Here is a 16,849-nt window from a genome sequence, read left to right as displayed (position 1 = left end):
ATTATTCTCCTATTTACTTTATAACTACTACCATTAAGCGAAGTATGAATGTATTATTAAAGCACGGAAAATCTTCCCGTGCTTTTTCAAAGATATATATTATTTCGGAAGATTTGATTTACTTACCCTAACTGACGTTTAAATGCTTTACTAGCGAAAAAGTAAGAAAAGATCATGATACCTACGCACCAAGCGAGTGCAATCCAAATATCGTTGCCAACAGTTCCTTCATATAATAAAGCACGAATCGCATTCACGATTGAAGTTACAGGCTGATTCTCAGCAAATGCACGAACAATTTTTGGCATCGTTTCAGTAGGTACGAAGGCTGAACTAATAAATGGAAGAAAAACGAGTGGGTACGAGTATGCTGTCGCCCCTTCCATGGACTTCGCTTTCAGCCCTGGAATGATAGCTAGCCATGTTAGCGATAACGTAAACATTCCTAGTATCCCAGCTACTGCAAGCCAATCTAGAATATTCGCACTGGAACGAAATCCCATTAAGAGTGCAACAAGAATAACCACCACGATAGTAAGTACATTAGCAACAAGAGAGGTTAATACGTGCGCCCACAATATCGATGAGCGCTTAATAGGCATCGTAATGAAACGTGCCATCAGCCCACTCTTTACATCCGTAAATAGTCGCACGGAAGTGTAAGCTACACCGGATGCGATAGCCATTAGCAAAATTCCCGGCAATAAATAATTTACGTAGTTTTCCGTTCCTGTTTTTATTGCGCCGCCAAACACATAGACAAATAATAGCATCATCATAATCGGTGTAATCGCTACCGTAATAATTGTATCCGGACTGCGCATAATGTTACGCATTAAACGACCTAGTAATACCCCTGTTTTGCTTTTCATTTACATCTCCTCCTTTTTACCAATAATAGCAAGGAAAATCTCTTCCAATGTCGGCTGCTTCTCGATATACTCCACTTTAGCTGGTGGAAACATCTCTTTCAGTTCAGTAAGAGTACCTGTCGTAATAATTTTTCCTCCATGCAAGATTGCGATACGGTCCGCCAGTTGTTCTGCTTCCTCCAAGTACTGAGTCGTAAGCAAAATCGTTGTGCCGCTACCAGCAAGTTCCTTCACCGTATCCCAAACTTCAATCCGCGCTTCAGGATCAAGCCCTGTCGTCGGTTCGTCAAGGAAAATAACTGCTGGCGCCCCAATCAAACTCATGGCGATATCAAGCCGGCGCTTCATCCCTCCTGAATATTGCTCTGCCCTCTGATTAGCTGCACCAGTCAAGCTAAATCTCTCAAGCAAATTGTCGGCGACTTGAGCAGGATTGGATACTCCGCGTAACTTAGCAACCATTATCAAGTTTTCTCTCCCAGTGAGCATACCGTCTAAAGCTGCGAACTGCCCTGTCAAACTGATGCTTTGGCGAACATAATCTGGTTGGCGTTGGACATCAAATCCGCAAATACTTACTTCACCACCATTTTGCTTCAGTAGCGTCGAAAGGACGTTAACCGTTGTCGTCTTACCTGCTCCATTTGAGCCTAGCAGCGCGAAAATTTCTCCACGCTGCACCTCAAAATCCACCCCTTTTAAAACTTCCTTGTCTTTAAATGATTTTTTTAACCCTTTTACAGAAATCGCTACATTGCTCATACTTTTTCCCCCTTATAAAAATAGATTACCTACATACACCCTCTATTTAGTAATACTGATAATCTGTATTACTTAGTAGTGCTTTAAAAATATAACTGAATAGCGATGGCGGCAGTTCACATTTGTAACCAGCTAATCAGTCGGTATTACTTATTGCATTTATTTTTTTCTCAATTTCTTCATAATACTTTCATTTAAATCTTCACGATACTTCGAGACATACGTTTTAGCGTTTGCCACTAGTTCATCAGCAAAGGATGCTACATCCTCCCCAGTAATGTCAAGCACTTGTCTTCCTTCCGCTGCACCCGCTTCGAACAAATCGATTAATTCATACTGTATGTGCAGCATATCCATCCCGTTGCCAGCCGAAAAATTCCACATGTAGTTTTGAATTTTCTTAAACACAAACTGATAGTCCTCTGGCAGTGCTTCAACACGTGCCATCATCATTTTGTACTCTTTTTTATCACCAATTAATTTTTTGAACATTTCCAACATCTTATTTTCCTCCTTTTTATAAAGCAGAACAAGAAACTCTCCAAATATGAGCCGGAACATTTTATATTATGAGGCTAGTTTGACTTCAAGACGTTAATTTTTGAAGATACAAAATCCCATTTTTTCCAAAACAATTCAAGCTCCTGACGGCCATCCTCATTTAATGAATAAAACTTACGAGGCGGTCCCATATCTGATGGTTTCTTTTCAATATTCACAAGCTTTTTCTTTTCTAATCTTACGAGGATGGTATAAACCGTTCCTTCTACTACTTCGGTAAACCCAAGATCATTCAGGTGACGTGTAATCTCATAGCCATATGTTTCACGGCGGCTAATGATTTCCAGCACACACCCTTCCAGTGAACCTTTCAGCATTTCAGTTAAATTTTCCATGTTCTGATCCTCCTTTACCCCCTATTCTGTCTGACTTATATTCAGTATTACAGAGTACTAAGGCGAATTTTTACTGAATAGCTTTTGAGTAAAACCACACTATTCAGTATTACTTATTACAACTACATTGTATGACTAAGTAGCGATAGATGTCAACTGATTTTCACAATTTTTCTAAAATCCGCTCTTATCTATTGTTTACTGAAAACATTTTGAGAAACAGCACTACTCAGTATCACCTATTACTCCTACATTGTATGACTGAGTAGTTGTAAATGTCAACTCGATTTTTATATTTTTCTAAAATCAACTATTACCTATCCCGCTAAGAAAAGAAAATACCCCAAAACAAAAATTCTACATTTTTGTTTTGGGGCGCTATAGGCTAGCTCTTCTTCTGAATAAGACAGATCATCCTTTTGTTACGATAACATCATATCCATATCTTCCGCTGCAGTTGTAATTAGTTTTAAACCGAATGTTTCCTGTAATACATCAAGCACACCAGGTGAAATAAATTCAGGCGCCTTTGGACCGATACGAATATCTTGAATTCCAAGACTAAATAGCCCAAGTAAAATAGCAACCGCTTTTTGTTCAAACCATGATAAGACAATACTTACTGGCAATTCGTTCACTTCACATTGGAAAGCATCTGCTAAAGCAGCCGCTATTTTCACTGTAGAAATGGAATTATTGCATTGTCCTAAATCAATGTAACGTGGAATCTCTGTACCAGGCACAACACCGTAATCCACATCATTAAAGCGGAACTTCCCGCAAGAAGTCGTTAAAATAACTGTTTCTGGAGGAAGTGACGTTGCTAATTCACGATAATATTCTCCGCCTTTTCCCGGAGCATCACAACCTGCGATAACAAAGAAACGCTTAATCTTTCCTTCTTGTACTGCCTCAATAATTTCTGGGGCTAATGATAATACTGTATGATGATGGAACCCTGTTACTAACTGTTCATCCGATTCCATATGTACTTCTGGAAGTTCTAGCGCTTTTTGAATCAATGGTGCAAAATCATCATTTTCAATTTTTTCTACGCCCTCTAAACCTGCAATATCATACGAAAAGAGTCGATCAGAGTATGATCCTTTAATTGGCATAACACAATTCGTTGTCGCTAATATGGCACCTGTAAATTTTTCGAAAAGACGTCTTTGATCATACCATGCCTTACCAATGTTCCCTTTTAAATGCTTATATTTTTTCAGCTGCGGATAACCGTGCGCTGGTAGCATTTCAGAATGCGTATAAATATTAATTCCTTTTCCTTCCGTTTGCTTTAATAGTTCTTCTAATGCAAATAAATTATGGCCTGTAACTACAATAGCTTTACCCTCTACATGGTTTTGTGTAATTTGAACAGGCTCTGGCACACCGAAGTGATTCGTATGTGCCTCATCTAACAACTCCATTACTCGTAAAGCTGATTTCCCAACTTTCATAGCCATATCAATATGCTCTTGTTCATTAAAATTAGAATTTGTTAATGTCATATACAGCGCTTCTTGCGTTGTAGCATCTACAAAAGCATCCGTATAGCCTAACTGAGCAGCATGTGTGCGATAAGCCGCAATTCCTTTTAACCCAAACACAATCGTATCTTGTAAACTTGCTATTGTTTCATTTTTACCACAAACACCTATTACTTTACATCCGCCTGTTGGCGTTTGTTCACATTGATAACAAAACATTATCATCCCACCCTCTCCCAATCATTCCTTACAACCTAAGCATAATACCCATTAGGAAAAAAGGATGTGATATCAATCACAATACTAAGTATAAATTTGTGACAGTTCATATTGTTGAAATAATATTTTTATTGAAGTCAAAAAAACCATTACATAATCCTGTTGTTAAAGTTTTCAAATAGCTAGACTATTACTGAATTACATATTTAACTTTCTATTTCATAGTACGAAATGAAAATTTCGTACTATGAATCTCTTAAGCAAACAGAAATAGACATGCAAAAACGCTATTCTTTCTTTTTATCATTCAACAGAAAGAATAGCGTTTTTTCATTTTGAAGACCTATCAATTTTTTGATTAAATATTTTATGAAAAATCACTTTATTTACAATACATTTACACTATCTTTACAATATTTACATTATTTATATGATATATTTATATAGAATCTACTTAAGCAATTTCATGTACATTGTTATCTTTATAATCTCTGATCTGATTGATAAGAGATTATGTTATATTTTCATACCAGGGGTGAATGAGGATGACTGAAACTTTAAAAACACTTATAATGCTTGATGCTACTTACGTCGTTATAGCAATTATGACGGTACTGGTATTTGTATACTTGGAATTAAAATCTCAGTAACGTATGCAGACTTCGCATTTAAATATAGTTAGAAGAAAGCGAGGAGAAAATTGTTTCTCCTCGCTTTTATATTCCCACAGTTTCTTATTTCAACAAATCCAATGTATGTAAAAGTAAATACATGTACGATTCAGTAAAAAAGATCACCCAAATGGATGATCTTTTTATAATTTATCTACATATTGCTTCGCTTCTAACAATGAAAACCCAAAAACTTCTCTTACTTTCTTAACTGCTGTAACTGTTTTTCCTTCTTCCATAAGCTGACGCAACTCTTTATTAATTTCAGGTTCTCTATCTACAATTCCCATTTCTTTCGAAATTAGCTGTAATCTATCTTCCATCCTCTTTAAACGTGCATCCGTTTTCTTTTCAATTCTATTTAATTTTTCAGTAATATAAATAAATCCAAAGACCGCTATCGGTATGATCATCCAAAATTCCATGACTATTCCTCCTCATTAGCTTTCATTTGTTTTATTTCACTAACTTATGTAAATTTTACCATAGGACACATTTAATGTATAATAGTAATATACAACACTGTTGATAAAACCTTTTATTTTAAGGGGGCACTTTATGAAAAGATTCTTTAAGACATTACTACAATTTGTAGTTCTTTCAATTGGACTACATTTATTATTTGATATCGTTGGCTGGCTTGTTTTCAATGCGCCAATTAAAAACAAAGTAAGCATTATTTCCTTACTAACAGCCTCATGGCTAATATACATGTACCGGGATAAATTTTTTAAAGCATTCACTTCGAATTAACTAAAAAAAACTTCATCAATAAACGATGAAGTTTTTTTATTTTCTCTCATTCTCTCTATTAACTACTGTATAATAGAACTAACATTCTGTCTTTTACGAGAAAGGAGTCACTATGAACTTAAAAAGTAACACTATATATGAGAAAATGAACCAATATTCCGTTGCTGGTTTAAGTCTTGCCGTTATACGTGACCGTAAACTAGACGAAGCGTTTGCTTTCGGAACACTTGAATTTGGAACAACTAGAACGGTAACTACGAATTCTATATTCAATTCTTGTTCTATTAGCAAATTCATCACTACAATGCTCGTACTAACGTTATCAGATCAAGAAATCGTGTATTTAGACGAAGACGTAAATGATAGACTCACATCTTGGAATATTCCTACCAATCTATTTACTTCACAGAAAAAGGTCACGTTGCGAAATTTATTAAGTCATCAATCTGGAATTATTGATCCTCCTAATAGTTTTGAACATTATACACTTGCACAAGGGCAACCATACATGTCTGAACTTCTTGCTGGTAAAACATCATATTGCCCCGTACCGATAGAAATAACTTATAAACCAGAAAGCGAATTTCAATACTCTGATGCAAACTTTTGTATTATCGAACTACTACTTGAAGATATAACTGGAAAACCATTTAACCTTTTACTAGAAGAATATATATTTCAACCACTGCAAATGAAAAATAGTACAATCTTCTCTCCTGAAGACATAGATAAAACCGACGTTTTTGCTTGCGGGCATAATAAAGATGGCACCGTTACAAATGAGAACTATCCATTTTACCCATTCGCAGCTGCTTCAGGCATTTGGACAACATCAACAGACTTATCAACTTTAGTACTTGAAATTATTCATTCCTTACAAGGAAAGGGCAAACTAAAACTTTCTCAAAAAACAGTACAGGACATGATTTCTCCTCAAGGTTGCTCAAAATGGACTGGATTAGGTGTTTTTCTAGATGATTCGGATGAGGACTTACAAATTTATTCACTTGGATGGGGCGTGGGATTTCAATGTATAATGGTATGCTATCCATACCGAGGTAATGGTGCCGTTATAATGACGAACGCTGACTTAGGTGTTCATCAAATGGAAGGGATTATTGGTGATGTTATAAAAACGTTATCCTTATAATAAAAAAGAAAGAAGCTGTTCTTCCAGCTTCTTTCTCTATATAACATTTTTCGCAACAATTTTTATATGTTCTGGTGCAATAATCTCTGTTATACTTTCTTGGAAATCTTCCTGCAACATTTCTTCAATATGTTCTAGCTGCACTTCAACATGTGTGCATTCTAAATTATGTATATTTAATAATGCATAATGATCTTTTTTCTTAATTACTAAATATTGATTTTCCTCTGTTACAAGTACCGATCCTAATCGTACTCCAAGTAGGCGTTGATCATCAAACTTCACAATCATCCCTCTCCCTTTATATGTAATAAAATAACATTTTATGTAATCTACTCTTTATAAACTATATCACAATTTATTAAAATATAAATATCATATTTCTTTTTACTAAAAACCCCTATTCTTTTATATATTTCGATACAAAAAACTTTCTCAACATAAAATTAGAATTTTCAGTTTTTTATTCTATGAAAATCTATTATAATAAAGTTAATAAATGTTTGACCTCTCCTAATTCATGTACATATGGATGATCAGTAGTCGCTGCTACTGATCTATTTTTTTGATTTCAGAAAGTAAATACGCCGCATCCTTTCCTACACCACAAATAAGTGCAGAACCTCTTTGAGACTGCCATGGCAAGCCGATATAATACAATCCTCCTACTGGACTTATCCCCTTTACATGATTGGGAAGTCCATTCTCATTAACTGCCTTTTCAATTTCAATCCATTTATAATTCTGAATAAAACCTGTTGACCATATAATACTTTCTGCACTATATGTTTCACCGTTCTGAAACATAATGTTATTTTCTGATGCACTTACTACTTTTTCCTGTAGTTGTATTGCTCCATTACGAATAAGTTCCTTACCTTCAAATCCAAAAATAGGATCTTTTCTCTTCTGAAACCATTTCCCCCTCTTGGTACTAACTTCAGCATACAATAAACCCAATTTTTCTAACCAATTAAAAATACTTTTTCTAAAAAAATGTAACGGTAAAAACGTTAAAGGATGACTGATAGATATTGTAACTTCATGAGTCTTTGCCAGTTCTACTGCAATTTGCATTCCTGAATTCCCGCCACCTACTACTAGTACTTTTCCCTTAGGAATTTGTGATGGTGATTTATATTGTGATGAATGTATTTGATAAACATGCGATGAAAGATGTTGTGAAAATGAGGGGATGTACAGTTGCTGAAAACCACCTGATGCGATAATAACTTTTTTCGATTGTAAAACTTCTGTCGGAGTGTGTAATTCAAATATTTCTTCCTCCTTCCTTATTTTTAAAACTTTCGTTTGCAATTGTACCGGTAGTTGAAAATACTGTGCATATTCTTCTACATACATTGCAATTTCATCTTTATGTGGAAATTCATTCTTTTCTCCTTTTAATATCATCCCTGGTAAACTACTATATTCCCTCGGTGTAAAGAGCTGTAAAGAATCATATCTGTTTCTCCATGAATCACCAATTCGGTTTCCTGACTCGAGTAGTAAAAAATTATATCCTTCTTGCTTCAAATAGTATCCCATTGTTAATCCAGCTTGACCCGCCCCAATAATAATTAGGTCTTTCATTCTAATCCCTCCTTCTTTTACATATGAATACTTGTTCACATATTCATATGTTTCCATAATCATAACATTTTATTTTTATATAATTCAATATCTACTTAAAATAAAAAAGAGCAGTTCACTGGTCTATGAACTACTCTTCATTCCATTTCTACAATTTTTCCTCGTACAGTGTAATTCTATTTGAAAATGGATCAATTACAGTTAATTCAATTGTACCCCAAGATGTTTTTTCTATATTTGGTTTCGAATAAGCATATTCTTGACTTAATAATACAGAATGATAATCCTTTACATCATCTATTTTGATCCGAATTGCACCACCTGGTAAGGCATCACCATGATGTTCTGATAAATGTATCACAGCATCATGTAACGAAATTTGCATATATAATGGCATATTTTCCTCATACCGATGTTCCCAATCCAGTTTAAATCCTAAAAAGCCTAAGTAAAATAACTTCGCTTTTTCAATATCGAAAATTCTAAATATAGGTGTTATCATTTATACTCTCCTCCTATTTATAAACATCCGCAGCCAATTCCCTCAAAACACCCACATTCACTACTTCAAAGCAACCATTGTTTTTCTTTATAATCTCTTTATCACAAAAGATATTTAATGTGCGCAACAAATGCCGATAACTCGTCCCTAACAATTCGGCTGTTTCCGTTAAATTCCCACTAAATACAATTCTATTTCCATGCTGCACCGCTCGTTCCCCTGCTGCTAACATGTAACTCGCAAGTCTATTTTCAAGTGGATATAATAAATTAATTGTACTATTTTTTGAAAGCCGATTTAACTTATGCGCTAACGATCCGCAAATACATCGTAAAAATTTCGCATCATGAAATAGTTGATTTCTCACTTTCCCTAAAGGCAAACCAACACAATATGAATCTGCCATCACTTGTACGTTTGAAGTTGTCTTTTGAGAATGAATTAACTCCACATCTCCTAACAGCTGCAAGCTATCATAAAAGCATAATAATACAGATTTCCCGTTACTTAATGTATTAAACGCTTTCGCTTTTCCTTCAACGAAGAAAAATAAATAATCTATCTCTTCATTTTCTCTACAAATAAACTCATTCTTTTTAAAAAATATGAGTTCCATATATGGTTTCATATCATTACTAAAAAATGAGTCAATATTATTTTGTTTCATATACTCAGCTAATTTAATAGAATTACATATTTTCTTCATAGTTCCCCCGCCTTTACAACTACTCCCCATTGTAATCAAAATTTTCTCCTTCCACTATGACATATGTCATAGTAATTCACAATTTCAGCATGATACAGTCATTACAAATATGAAATACAAAGGGGATATTACATTGTATAACTTTCTTTCTGTCTTTATTGGTGTGCTCATCGCCGTTATGCTCCCATTGAATGGGATTTTATCTGAGTTAATCGGCAAGTATACAGCAAGTGTCGTCATTCACCTTGTCGGTTTAATTGCAGTTATTTTCGTTTTAATCATAAACAAACATAAAATCCATTTTGATAAAAGTATTCCACTTTTTTTATATAGCGCTGGAGCGATTGGAGTATTCACTGTTCTTTTTAACAATATAAGTTTCTCCGTCCTTGGTGCCTCTATTACAATCGCATTAAGTTTACTCGGTCAATCCATTGCTTCCATCGTTATTGATCATTTCGGTTTATTAGGAATGAAAGTTGTAAAGTTTGAAAAGAAAAAACTAATTGGATTATGTTTCATCTCTTCTGGAATTATAATCATGACAATTTATTAATGGAGGCAAGAAAATGTTATATATTACGATCGCTATTTTAGCTGGTGTTTCTATCGTTGTTGCTAGAATTATTAACGCGAATTTAGCAAAAAAAATTGGCAATTGGGAAGGCACGTTTTTTAATTATATTACTGGCTTATTTTTCTCTATGTTATTTTTAATTTTCAGTTCAGATTCATTGTATATTCCAATGCATACGTTACAATCCATACCTATCGCTGTATATTTAGGCGGATTAGTAGGCGTTATCGTTATTTCATTATCAAACTATATTACTCCTAAAATATCAGCATTTTATTTAACGTTACTCATCTTTATCGGACAATTATTTGCAGGAACTATCATTGATTTCTTCCTAACAAATGAACTCTCAACTGGAAAGATTATCGGAGGTGTTTTCGTATTAATTGGGCTTACTTACAATTTACTCGTTGATCGCCCCCTTAAAACTGTTAAGAATAGCCACGTTCAACTATAATACTTTATGCTTACCTATCATATATTAATAGAAAAGCTCTTCATACGAAGTAAGAGAGAGGAGAATATTCTATTAAGAAAATTATTTTACTACTTTGTAGCACATTGATTATTTGTGGAATCATATGGTTTGTAAACTCTGGAAAATCTATTCAAGATTTGTATACAGCAAATAAGCCAAAGAAAAAAGCTACTATTATTTCAACTCAAAGGGATCCAAATGAGCCCCCTGTCTTCTTAGGAAAACAAGAAATAAAAGATATACATGTCGAGTCCATTAAAACAAAAAAGGATATCTTCCTTACAAAAACAGATGAATTAAAAACGTTTATTAATAGTATGGATACCGCAAAAAAAGGAAAATTAACATTAGATGAAGAAGGATCAGATTTAATAGATTGTGATATGTGGATTACTTTTGAGGATGGAACTTATAAAAAATATTTCATATGGGTAGTTGATCATCACAATAACGAAGTGATGATTGCTCAGCAAGATACTCCTGATGATGTAAACCTCAAGTACTATCAATTAAATGAAGATAGCTCAAAAAAGCTTTATAACTTATTCAAAAAAATTATTTAACCGAAAAAAGTCATGAGCACGTAAGCTCATGACTTTTTGCACTATATATATTCCGGGAACACTTTACAACCCTTTTCCTGCTCTATATCATGGCCAAAGAAAATAATTGGTTTCTCTTTCGCCACAACTTCTTTTAAACGTTTAATTGAAGATAAAGCTAATTCTGGATCAAACCCTGCGAACGGTACTTCATCTTCAAAATTTTCTTTCGTATAAGATGCATCAATCGTCAATAAAATTGAACCGGATTGCTCCGTCTCAATGAATAGCGACTGATGGCCTGGAGAATGGCCTGGCGTATACAATAATTGAACACCTGGTACCACTTCATAATCCCCTTCAATAATTTTGTAGTTCAAATGCGGTAATATACATTCTTTCATATATTCTTCTCTATGAAGTGCTGCCTCATATTCCGTTCGTTGCACAATAATCGGTGTATTTGTAAAAGCACCGTTTCCTCCTGCATGATCAAAATGTAAGTGAGAACTAATAATATATAAAAGGTCGCCCGGCTCATACCCTACACGCTTTAATATATTTACGATTCTATCTTCTTCAGTCATTTTCGGTAAAATCTGCCCTTCAACAAATGTACCGTTAAAAAGCCCTTCATTATTAACTGCACTTTCTGGCATACCTGTGTCTACTAAAATGGGACCTTCTTCCGTCTCCAAAAGATAACACCATACAGGTAAGTTCAATAAATTTCCCGGCGCGATTGTACTATTAACAGAAGAATGATCTAACATACAACGACCTGCTGGAACGAAATAAAGCTTCTTTACTGTCATTATGTATCCACCTTTACATTTAGTTTTGGATAAAGTAATACAGTAAAAAATTCTTCTTTTTAGAAATAAACTCCTTCTAGACTATCAGTACAGCTTGCATAAAAAAGAGGGTATTTTTTTACATAGCAGTATTTCACCATCTATAATATAGAAGTAAAGAATTCTTACTTTAATGGAGGGAATACAAATGAAAGCAATTGGTTTACATGAATACTTACCTATTGAAGAAGAAAATAGTTTAATTGATATGGAAGTTGAAAAACCTGTTGCTACAGGGAGAGATATACTCGTTAAAATTAACGCTATTTCCGTTAATCCAGTTGATACAAAAGTTCGATCTCCAAAAGAGAAAAAAGAAGATGTAGCGAAAATACTTGGCTGGGATGCGAGTGGTGTTGTTGTACAAACCGGCGAAAATTGTACGTTATTTAAAGAAGGCGATGAAGTGTTTTACGCTGGAAGCATTACGAGACAAGGTACATATAGTGAATACCACCTAGTTGATGAAAGAATCGTTGGTAAAAAACCAAAAACGTTAAGTGATGCTGAATCTGCAGCACTTCCGTTAACAGCTATTACAGCTTGGGAAGGTTTATTCGAACGTTTAGGTATTGATTATAATAAGAAAGATACGAACTCCTTTAAAAACATTTTAATTATAGGCGGTGCTGGTGGTGTAGGTTCAATTGCCATTCAACTTGCAAAATGGGCTGGACTGAATGTTATCACAACTGCATCCCGCAATGAAACGATACACTGGGTTGAGAAATTTGGTGCTGATTATATCATTAACCATCACCAACCTTTACAAGATCAAATAGTAGAGTTCGGGCTAAAAGATGTAGATTATATTTTCTGTTTAAACAATACAGATCAACATTGGCAAGCAATGTGTGACCTCATTAAACCACAAGGAAAAATTTGCTCTATCGTAGAAAATGAGCACCCTCTTGAGATGGGTATTTTAAAAAGTAAAAGTGCTACACTCGTTTGGGAGTTTATGTTTACAAAAGCGATGTATGAAACTGGAGATATGATTACGCAGCACGAACTATTAAATAAAGTAAGCGAACTACTAGATGAAGGCATTTTAAAGACTACTTTAAATGAAACATTCACACCAATTAACGCTGAAAACGTAAAGAAAGCACATGCACTACTTGAAAGCGGAAGTACAATTGGGAAGATCGTTTTAGAAAAGTTTTAATAACAAAAAGTCCGATTTCCAAATGAGAAATCGGACTTTTTACTATCTTTATTTACTTGAAATCTCTTGATCATTTTGAACGTCTAACGGAGTTCGCTTTCCTATTCCGAAAGCATAGAAACTAATTGTAACGATAGCTAAGAAAATAATACCTACAACTAATGAAATGCGCGTATCATCGTTAAACCACATTCCGATTAATACCATAATTAAAAAGGCAATTGTTAAATAGTTTGTAACAGGAGCAAATGGCATTTTGAACGGATGATCTTTCATCTCTGCTCCCTTTTCTTTTCTAAAATTAATTTGACTAATTAAAATAACGAACCATGGTACCATACCAGGAAGTACACTCGCACTATATACATAGACGAATAAGTTTTTCGGTGCGATATAACTTAATACAACACCAACCGCTAAACCGATAATCACACCAACTGTACCAAATAAAGGTACACCATTTCCAGAAAGTTTCGTGAAATATTTCGGTGCTTGTCCATTTACACCTAACGTATACAGCATACGACCAGCACTATAAATACCACTATTACAACCAGACATTGCTGCTGTAATAACAACGAAGTTAATAAGTCCAGCCGCTGCCGTAATACCAACTTTCGCAAAAGTTGCTACGAACGGACTACCAATTGTACTTAATTGATCCCACGGATACACAGTTACAATAACGAAGATAGCACCGATGTAGAAAATTAAAATACGCCAAATTGTACTTTGAATCGCTCTTGTAAGTGTCTTCTTCGGATTCTTCGCTTCACCAGCAGTAATACCGATTAATTCCACACCTTGATATGCTCCAACTACAAGTGATAAAGCAAAGAAGAATCCTGAGAAACCACCTGTAAAGAAACCGCCATTTGACCAAAGATTTGATATACCAATTGCTTCTCCGCCGTTACCAATCCCAAAGAAAATAAGTCCAAATCCCGCAATAATCATTAATAGAATCGTAACGATTTTAATCATCGCAAACCAAAATTCAAATTCACCAAATGACTTAACAGAAATTAAGTTAGCTGCACCAAGAATAACCATTGCAATTACACCTGGTATCCAAGCTGGTAAATCAGGGAACCAATATTGCATATATGCTCCAACCGCGATAATCTCTGACATTCCAACGATAACCCACTGGAACCAGTTACTCCACGCTGTCATATAACCAGCTAGCGGATGAATATACTTATGACCGAACGTTGCAAATGATCCTGTACTTGGCTCCATATACAACATTTCTCCCATGGCACGCATGATGAAGAAGATAAAAATACCTGCAATTGCATAAGCAAGCATTACTGACGGACCTGTCCATTTAATCGTGCTAGCTGAACCCATAAACAAACCAACACCAATTGTTCCGCCTAAAGCAATCATTTGAATATGACGTGCTTCTAAACCTCTTTTCAATTCTTTGTTTGCCACTTCACTTCCCCCTCTTAGATGATTCATAGCCGCATTTTAAAACAAGATGCTTTCCCCTAATTCCTTTCGGCCCTGAAAATGATGGAGCAAACGTCATTTTACACTAGCTTTAAAGCTATCCTAAAATCGTTTTGTGCTCCTAATAAAATTCTCAAAACCTTTCATCTTCCAATATTCTATAAATCTTAAAATTACTTACCTTATATTAATTCATTAATCTGAAAAATTCAATTATTTTTTCAATAAATTATTATACATAAGTCTGATTAATTTTTAACTAAATTAACAATAAAATACATCTATTCAATATGATTCCGGCAAGTATATTATTACAATATAAATAACCGAGGAGATTCTATCCTCCTCGGTTATTTCACTAATTATAGTTTGTACTGTAATTGCTTACACATGCAATTAACGCACCAAGCAGAAATTTAATATATTAATAGAACTACAAAGTCACTATCTTCTACATCTCTTATTTTTCCCATTACCACAGCTAAAAATTTTCTATCCCTTCTCCTACTTTAAGATATATATAACTACACTTAAAACAATCAACAATACACCAGAAAGTGGAAAGCTTTTCTCTTCAGCTTTTCCCTTTTCCTTAATAATACCTTTAATTTTTGTTCGTATATCCACTAATCATTTTCATAAAATATAAAAGAGTCTCATTAAAAATGAGACTCTTTTACCGTTTCATATTTAAATCATTTTTGAAGTTTGTTTACCTAAAATAAACACTTTAGTAAACACCATCATGATAACGACTATAGCTAGAAAATAAAGTGGCATTACCAGTAACGAGCCCGTATGCAGCTGACTCATTCCCAAAATTGTCATCGTTACAATTACATAGTACCCTAAGCTAAACAATGCACCTGCTGTACCAATGACATCTTGAAAATCTACTAATGCTAAACTTAAACAGTTAGGTAACGCTACTCCAATTCCTAATAACAATATAAACATCGCTATTAAAAATACTATCATATATATTATGTTTGGATTTGATCCCAATGCTGTAATAACAGTTAAAAGGATAGCTCCCACTGTCATTACAAGACAACCAATATATATAATTTTCTCTGGTTTATACGTGGCAAGCAATCGTTTTGAAACTTTCGCCCCAATAATAGAAGCAGAAGCAACAACAATTCCTAAAAATCCATACATACTAGGCGACAACTGAAAGTATTCAATAAAGATAAACGGTGCTTCTGCATAATAGCTAAATAAAACACCATTTGCTCCTCCAATTAATACCCCATATGTTACTACTTTCGGATTTGTAATTAACCTCTTCAAGACTGAAAACACATTTATTTTATTCGTTACCGAGTCCGTTTTTGTTTCTGGAAGAGAAACAAACGTATACAGAAAAATACCGATACTCATAACTACTAAACTTAAAAATACTATTTTAAATCCAAACATTTGATCAAGAAAGCCACCAATTAACGGCCCTATCGCTGGTGTAAAAGCAATAACTGCCGAAATTTGAGCAAACATAACGTGGCGCTTATGCCCCTCTACACTTTCACGTAGAATCGTTTGCGTCACAACTGATCCTGCACTTGCTCCAAACGCTTGAATAAAACGACTTACCAATAAAACTTCAATGGAATTGGCAATAAAGCATAAGAAACTCCCAACGCCATATACAACAATTCCAAATAACATTGCTGGGCGACGACCAATTATATCTGATAGCCATCCAATAAAAAATACACCTAAAGCAAATCCAGCAAAATACACACTAAGTGTTAACTGTACCTCATTATTACTTACATGTAACGCCTTTGAAATATCAGGTAAAGACGGTGTGTAAATTGTTTCACTGATTTGCGGAAATGCAACAAGAATGATCATTAATAAAAGTGATGGTACTGAGACTTTTTTCATTTTTCATACCCTCCTATAACTTTGAAAATCTCAGAAATAAAAAGACTTTCCTTAGCTACGGAACAGGAGGGGCCATTATAGAAATTCGATCATAAAACAACAAAGAAAACACCTCAATTACGTATGTTAATACTTATAGGAGGGTAATATTAACATCGATTTTTAAATTACTTTTTCAATTATATTACATATTGCGTTTCTTTTTCTAGTGCTCGGCCTTGGAAGATTGTTAAAAAGATAACTTGATGCAACCACCTTTTTATGGAAT

19 protein-coding genes are annotated in these 16,849 nt (G+C 34.4%); 6 read left to right on the top strand and 13 right to left on the bottom strand.

Going from position 1 to position 16,849, the window contains the following annotated elements:
• Positions 1–122: 122 nt before the first annotated feature.
• The 6 genes from DN390_RS06635 to DN390_RS06610 form a co-directional block, all read right to left on the bottom strand.
• Positions 123–872 (bottom strand): ABC transporter permease, encoded by a 750-nt coding sequence (locus DN390_RS06635; RefSeq protein ID WP_147806892.1) that lies wholly within the window; start codon positions 870–872, stop codon positions 123–125.
• Positions 873–1,634 (bottom strand): ABC transporter ATP-binding protein, encoded by a 762-nt coding sequence (locus tag DN390_RS06630; RefSeq protein ID WP_147806891.1) that lies wholly within the window; start codon positions 1,632–1,634, stop codon positions 873–875. It lies immediately after the preceding gene.
• A gap of 159 nt (positions 1,635–1,793) precedes the next feature.
• Entirely contained in the window at positions 1,794–2,135 is a 342-nt protein-coding gene (locus DN390_RS06625; RefSeq protein ID WP_001969217.1) for a DUF1048 domain-containing protein, read from the bottom strand.
• 74 nt (positions 2,136–2,209) lie between these two features.
• Positions 2,210–2,530: a PadR family transcriptional regulator gene (locus tag DN390_RS06620; protein WP_000429486.1), complete on the bottom strand. Its 321-nt coding sequence runs from the start codon at positions 2,528–2,530 to the stop codon at positions 2,210–2,212.
• 422 nt (positions 2,531–2,952) lie between these two features.
• Positions 2,953–4,239, bottom strand: coding sequence for a hydroxylamine reductase (gene hcp / locus DN390_RS06615; RefSeq protein ID WP_147806890.1), 1,287 nt, complete (start codon positions 4,237–4,239; stop codon positions 2,953–2,955).
• A gap of 814 nt (positions 4,240–5,053) precedes the next feature.
• Positions 5,054–5,335 carry a hypothetical protein gene (locus tag DN390_RS06610; RefSeq protein WP_147806889.1) on the bottom strand — a complete coding sequence of 94 codons (282 nt, stop codon included), beginning with the start codon at positions 5,333–5,335 and terminating at the stop codon, positions 5,054–5,056.
• 133 nt (positions 5,336–5,468) lie between these two features.
• Here DN390_RS06610 and DN390_RS06605 point away from each other — a divergent pair, with 133 nt between their 5' ends.
• Positions 5,469–5,663, top strand: coding sequence for a hypothetical protein (locus DN390_RS06605; protein ID WP_147806888.1), 195 nt, complete (start codon positions 5,469–5,471; stop codon positions 5,661–5,663).
• Between the two features lie 112 nt (positions 5,664–5,775).
• Complete coding sequence (locus DN390_RS06600; RefSeq protein WP_147806887.1) at positions 5,776–6,813, top strand: serine hydrolase domain-containing protein; 1,038 nt, start codon at positions 5,776–5,778, stop codon at positions 6,811–6,813.
• A gap of 36 nt (positions 6,814–6,849) precedes the next feature.
• Here the strand turns inward: DN390_RS06600 and DN390_RS06595 are convergent, their stop codons facing one another.
• The 4 genes from DN390_RS06595 to yeiL all read right to left on the bottom strand — a co-directional run bounded on the left by DN390_RS06595 (position 6,850) and on the right by yeiL (position 9,614).
• Positions 6,850–7,098 carry a hypothetical protein gene (locus tag DN390_RS06595; protein WP_000666946.1) on the bottom strand — a complete coding sequence of 83 codons (249 nt, stop codon included), beginning with the start codon at positions 7,096–7,098 and terminating at the stop codon, positions 6,850–6,852.
• 264 nt (positions 7,099–7,362) lie between these two features.
• Positions 7,363–8,406 carry a flavin-containing monooxygenase gene (locus DN390_RS06590; protein ID WP_147806886.1) on the bottom strand — a complete coding sequence of 348 codons (1,044 nt, stop codon included), beginning with the start codon at positions 8,404–8,406 and terminating at the stop codon, positions 7,363–7,365.
• Between the two features lie 148 nt (positions 8,407–8,554).
• Entirely contained in the window at positions 8,555–8,908 is a 354-nt protein-coding gene (locus tag DN390_RS06585; RefSeq protein WP_147806885.1) for a glyoxalase superfamily protein, read from the bottom strand.
• 13 nt (positions 8,909–8,921) lie between these two features.
• Positions 8,922–9,614 carry a transcriptional regulator YeiL gene (gene yeiL / locus DN390_RS06580; protein ID WP_147806884.1) on the bottom strand — a complete coding sequence of 231 codons (693 nt, stop codon included), beginning with the start codon at positions 9,612–9,614 and terminating at the stop codon, positions 8,922–8,924.
• A gap of 109 nt (positions 9,615–9,723) precedes the next feature.
• On the opposite strand from yeiL, the gene DN390_RS06575 reads away from it, so the two are divergent.
• The 3 genes from DN390_RS06575 to DN390_RS06565 all read left to right on the top strand — a co-directional run bounded on the left by DN390_RS06575 (position 9,724) and on the right by DN390_RS06565 (position 11,232).
• Complete coding sequence (locus DN390_RS06575) at positions 9,724–10,170, top strand: DMT family transporter (RefSeq protein ID WP_060631700.1); 447 nt, start codon at positions 9,724–9,726, stop codon at positions 10,168–10,170.
• Between the two features lie 13 nt (positions 10,171–10,183).
• A complete protein-coding gene (locus DN390_RS06570) occupies positions 10,184–10,648 on the top strand; it encodes a DMT family transporter (RefSeq protein WP_140971150.1) in 465 nt (154 codons plus the stop codon).
• 104 nt (positions 10,649–10,752) lie between these two features.
• Positions 10,753–11,232: a YhfM domain-containing protein gene (locus tag DN390_RS06565; RefSeq protein WP_147806883.1), complete on the top strand. Its 480-nt coding sequence runs from the start codon at positions 10,753–10,755 to the stop codon at positions 11,230–11,232.
• Between the two features lie 41 nt (positions 11,233–11,273).
• On the opposite strand, the gene aiiA is transcribed toward DN390_RS06565, so the two are convergent.
• Positions 11,274–12,026 carry a quorum-quenching N-acyl homoserine lactonase AiiA gene (aiiA, locus tag DN390_RS06560; RefSeq protein WP_147806882.1) on the bottom strand — a complete coding sequence of 251 codons (753 nt, stop codon included), beginning with the start codon at positions 12,024–12,026 and terminating at the stop codon, positions 11,274–11,276.
• A 187-nt stretch (positions 12,027–12,213) separates the two neighbouring features.
• Here aiiA and DN390_RS06555 point away from each other — a divergent pair, with 187 nt between their 5' ends.
• On the top strand, positions 12,214–13,233 hold the full coding sequence (locus DN390_RS06555) for a zinc-binding alcohol dehydrogenase family protein (protein ID WP_147806881.1): 1,020 nt from the start codon (positions 12,214–12,216) through the stop codon (positions 13,231–13,233).
• A gap of 48 nt (positions 13,234–13,281) precedes the next feature.
• On the opposite strand, the gene DN390_RS06550 is transcribed toward DN390_RS06555, so the two are convergent.
• Both DN390_RS06550 and DN390_RS06545 read right to left on the bottom strand, forming a co-directional pair.
• A complete protein-coding gene (locus DN390_RS06550) occupies positions 13,282–14,673 on the bottom strand; it encodes an amino acid permease (protein WP_001284431.1) in 1,392 nt (463 codons plus the stop codon).
• A 708-nt stretch (positions 14,674–15,381) separates the two neighbouring features.
• On the bottom strand, positions 15,382–16,581 hold the full coding sequence (locus DN390_RS06545) for a multidrug effflux MFS transporter (RefSeq protein WP_147806880.1): 1,200 nt from the start codon (positions 16,579–16,581) through the stop codon (positions 15,382–15,384).
• Positions 16,582–16,849: the final 268 nt, after the last annotated feature.

Source organism: Bacillus sp. SH7-1, assembly GCF_008042405.1.
GTDB lineage: Bacteria > Bacillota > Bacilli > Bacillales > Bacillaceae_G > Bacillus_A > Bacillus_A thuringiensis_N.
This window is presented reverse-complemented; position numbering and strand designations above follow the sequence as displayed.

Excerpts from the sequence above, each read along its gene's own strand:
- DN390_RS06605 (WP_147806888.1), top strand. The coding sequence starts at position 5,469 with ATGAAAAGATTCTTTAAGACATTACTACAATTTGTAGTTCTTTCAATT.
- DN390_RS06620 (WP_000429486.1), bottom strand. The coding sequence starts at position 2,530 with ATGGAAAATTTAACTGAAATGCTGAAAGGTTCACTGGAAGGGTGTGTG.
- DN390_RS06555 (WP_147806881.1), top strand. The coding sequence starts at position 12,214 with ATGAAAGCAATTGGTTTACATGAATACTTACCTATTGAAGAAGAAAAT.
- DN390_RS06545 (WP_147806880.1), bottom strand. The coding sequence starts at position 16,581 with ATGAAAAAAGTCTCAGTACCATCACTTTTATTAATGATCATTCTTGTT.
- DN390_RS06570 (WP_140971150.1), top strand. The coding sequence starts at position 10,184 with ATGTTATATATTACGATCGCTATTTTAGCTGGTGTTTCTATCGTTGTT.
- DN390_RS06600 (WP_147806887.1), top strand. The coding sequence starts at position 5,776 with ATGAACTTAAAAAGTAACACTATATATGAGAAAATGAACCAATATTCC.
- DN390_RS06610 (WP_147806889.1), bottom strand. The coding sequence starts at position 5,335 with ATGGAATTTTGGATGATCATACCGATAGCGGTCTTTGGATTTATTTAT.
- DN390_RS06625 (WP_001969217.1), bottom strand. The coding sequence starts at position 2,135 with ATGTTGGAAATGTTCAAAAAATTAATTGGTGATAAAAAAGAGTACAAA.
- DN390_RS06585 (WP_147806885.1), bottom strand. The coding sequence starts at position 8,908 with ATGATAACACCTATATTTAGAATTTTCGATATTGAAAAAGCGAAGTTA.
- hcp (WP_147806890.1), bottom strand. The coding sequence starts at position 4,239 with ATGTTTTGTTATCAATGTGAACAAACGCCAACAGGCGGATGTAAAGTA.
- yeiL (WP_147806884.1), bottom strand. The coding sequence starts at position 9,614 with ATGAAGAAAATATGTAATTCTATTAAATTAGCTGAGTATATGAAACAA.
- DN390_RS06635 (WP_147806892.1), bottom strand. The coding sequence starts at position 872 with ATGAAAAGCAAAACAGGGGTATTACTAGGTCGTTTAATGCGTAACATT.
- DN390_RS06575 (WP_060631700.1), top strand. The coding sequence starts at position 9,724 with ATGAAATACAAAGGGGATATTACATTGTATAACTTTCTTTCTGTCTTT.
- DN390_RS06590 (WP_147806886.1), bottom strand. The coding sequence starts at position 8,406 with ATGAAAGACCTAATTATTATTGGGGCGGGTCAAGCTGGATTAACAATG.
- aiiA (WP_147806882.1), bottom strand. The coding sequence starts at position 12,026 with ATGACAGTAAAGAAGCTTTATTTCGTTCCAGCAGGTCGTTGTATGTTA.
- DN390_RS06630 (WP_147806891.1), bottom strand. The coding sequence starts at position 1,634 with ATGAGCAATGTAGCGATTTCTGTAAAAGGGTTAAAAAAATCATTTAAA.